The organism is Hydrocoleum sp. CS-953, from assembly GCF_002260545.1.
Taxonomy (GTDB): Bacteria; Cyanobacteriota; Cyanobacteriia; order Cyanobacteriales; family Microcoleaceae; genus Trichodesmium.
On record NZ_LGSU01000495.1, the window covers coordinates 1 to 3340 of the forward strand.

The following is a 3340-nucleotide window of genomic DNA, read 5'->3' on the forward strand; positions in this document are numbered from 1 at the left end:
AGGAGTCAGGAGGGAAGAGGGGAGAAAAAAAGTATATGCATGAGAAAGTTTTTTTATCACGCTCTTATCCGGACATGATATGACTCCTGTAGGGGCAAATAGCAATTCGCCCGTACAGGAGTCAGGAGAAAGAAAAGATTTAGAGCATGAATTTTTCAATTCGCCCACGCTAGAAAATCTGTATTAAGATAAAGTAATTTTGCGATTACTGTATAACCGGATTTTATATAAAACTATAATTCCTCTCCATCTTCTTCTTCTTCCTCTAGCTCCTCTTCATCTTCTTCATCTTCTTCATCCTCTTCCTCCTCCTCTTCTTTACCCTCCAACTCTTCCTCTTCTAAACTCTTCTTATCTTGGCGAGGACCACGATGAGGCATTTTAATCCCTTCTTTTTCAAAAGCTTCAATTATCATTNGTATAACCGGATTTTATATAAAACTATAATTCCTCTCCATCTTCTTCTTCTTCCTCTAGCTCCTCTTCATCTTCTTCATCTTCTTCATCCTCTTCCTCCTCCTCTTCTTTACCCTCCAACTCTTCCTCTTCTAAACTCTTCTTATCTTGGCGAGGACCACGATGAGGCATTTTAATCCCTTCTTTTTCAAAAGCTTCAATTATCATTCTACGCAGGTATAATTCTACATCTTCATTTGTTCCTGGCTTAACTTGTGTAGTGGTTTGAATGATTAACTGATATCTATCGAACTTCTCAACCCCGTCTACTTCAGTTGCTTCTAGGACATCTTCATTCTCCTGATTTAATTTTTGCCCCACTGCTTCTATAACTTGGTAAACATGATCGAGATTAGCATCATAAGCAACATTAACTGTTACTACTGCTTCACTATATCTGGAATAATTAACAATACTACCAATTTCACCATTCCGAATAATATAGTCTTTATCCTCAAAGCGAATGCGAGTAGTTTTCAGCTCTATTGCAGTCACATAACCTTTGATATCATCTATCTCAACAAAGTCACCTACTAAGTAGTAACCTNATGATCGAGATTAGCATCATAAGCAACATTAACTGTTACTACTGCTTCACTATATCTGGAATAATTAACAATACTACCAATTTCACCATTCCGAATAATATAGTCTTTATCCTCAAAGCGAATGCGAGTAGTTTTCAGCTCTATTGCAGTCACATAACCTTTGATATCATCTATCTCAACAAAGTCACCTACTAAGTAGTAACCTTCAAACAAATTAAATAAACCAGATACCACATCTTCAACAATACTCTGCGCTCCCATGCTAACACCAAGACCAAGAATACCAGCACCTGCAAGTATAGGAGTAGGATCGATACCGACTACAGTGAGAATAGCAATTATTGCGCCAAAGTAGACTATATATTTGAGGGTACTATCAAATAACGGTAATAGAGTCTGCCTTCTCTTTCTGTCAATTTCATCTAACTCTTCGTCCTCACTGAGTAGGAATTTTCTGGCAAAAAGTTTGCCTACTTCTTCAATTACACGACTGGTATAAAATATGCCGACAATTTGTATAATTTTGGGGCCAATGACTGCTAGATAGGCAATGAATTCAAGTTGCTGAAATACTAAACTTGCCATTGACAGGTATATTACATACTCCNCGGTAATAGAGTCTGCCTTCTCTTTCTGTCAATTTCATCTAACTCTTCGTCCTCACTGAGTAGGAATTTTCTGGCAAAAAGTTTGCCTACTTCTTCAATTACACGACTGGTATAAAATATGCCGACAATTTGTATAATTTTGGGGCCAATGACTGCTAGATAGGCAATGAATTCAAGTTGCTGAAATACTAAACTTGCCATTGACAGGTATATTACATACTCCAAACATCGCTTTGACAATGGAAGTAGATGACTGAGGCGATTATATAAACGTAGTAGTCTGCTAGGACTAGAGTATTTTTCAGCTAGTGCTTCTAATGTATCGATAATTACGATGTTGGCTTTAACCAGAAGTATGCCAACTGTAATAATGACATATATTCTGACAGCAATATACATATATTGCGTAATTACTTCTGGTAATTGGAGAAATTGAGTACATAAGGTTAGACTCAATAGCCACAAAATGTTAATTAGGTTGAGACTGAGAAAGTCAAAGAAATCTTCTATACTTTCATCATTCGCTGTAATATGTTCAAATGTTTTGGTGCGATCGCAAAGATTATCTATTAAACGTTGAATGTAAGGTTGAGTTGCAGCTAATAAGAATAATAAGAACAGACTTCTACCTGCTCCCATACCTAAATTTACCCAAAATTCTTGAGGGATATTATTAATAAATGATTTTGTGTATTCTAATAAGTTTTCTCCCTGATAGATTAGCCAACTATTTAGTCCTAATATTAGTATACCCAGTAATCCAGCACCTAAAGTTAATGCCGTCTGGGTATTCTTTTGGATATTCTGAATTGTGATTTTAATTTTCTTACTGGAAACAGCCTTAGTTAGTTGTTTTAAAATTTCTTTAACTAACCAATTAACTGCAAGAAAAATACATAGTAGTAGACCAATTTCTCCTACAATAACTAAAAAGTTTTCTACTGCCAACATTTTCTAAGTCTCCTATCATCATCATAGTTTTTACTCACGCAGTTCAAAATCTAATTTTCCTTAATCTCTATCAAGCCAATGATACTAATTTTTTGTATTTTTATTGAGTCTTGGTCAACTATTGACCAAAAGTTATTTTTTTCTTAGCAAGGCAGGGATCTATTTATTTAATCTAGTTTAAATCAGAAGGTGTCAAAAAATCCAAGTATTTAACGAAAAGTAAGATCAAATCCTTTCATTAATGGATAATGGATAATTACCTCAAGGAAAACCTTCATTAATTGATAATTGATAATTGATAATTGATAATTGATAATTACCTCTCCCTAAAAGGGAGAGGATTGACACAAAGGGGGAAAATATTTATTTCTCTTGGTCGATTGGATATGGCGTTCGCGTAGCGTCCCGGAGGGAAAGGAAACCCGAAGAATGCAGAGCCGCGANTCGATTGGATATGGCGTTCGCGTAGCGTCCCGGAGGGAAAGGAAACCCGAAGAATGCAGAGCCGCGAACGCTTTATATGTCGCGTAGCGAAACGCCATCCCACCCTACGGGAAGCTCCGCTTTTCATGTCGGCTCTTAGCCGAAACGACCGCTTTTTACCCTTGAAAGGGGAGGCTTTTAACTAAGGTATTTAATTAATATTAATAATTATTAATTATTCGGTAAAAATCTCTTCTCTTGGTAAGGGGTTAGGGAAAAATACTCAAGTATCAAGTAGTTTTCACCTTCAAGTATAAATGATTGATAAATTGTATTATTGCCTGAATATATACC

General features: G+C 36.0%; 1 protein-coding gene and 1 pseudogene. Both read right to left on the reverse strand.

Annotated elements, in window-relative coordinates:
- Positions 1 to 441: 441 nt before the first annotated feature.
- Positions 442 to 1003: mechanosensitive ion channel family protein (locus tag AFK68_RS44260; RefSeq protein WP_168186328.1), on the reverse strand; the 562-nt coding region annotated here is incomplete at its 5' end.
- Between the two features lies 1 nt (position 1004).
- Positions 1005 to 1589 (reverse strand): annotated as a pseudogene (locus tag AFK68_RS44265) (mechanosensitive ion channel family protein); the annotation flags it as partial.
- Between the last annotated feature and the right edge of the window lie 1751 nt (positions 1590 to 3340).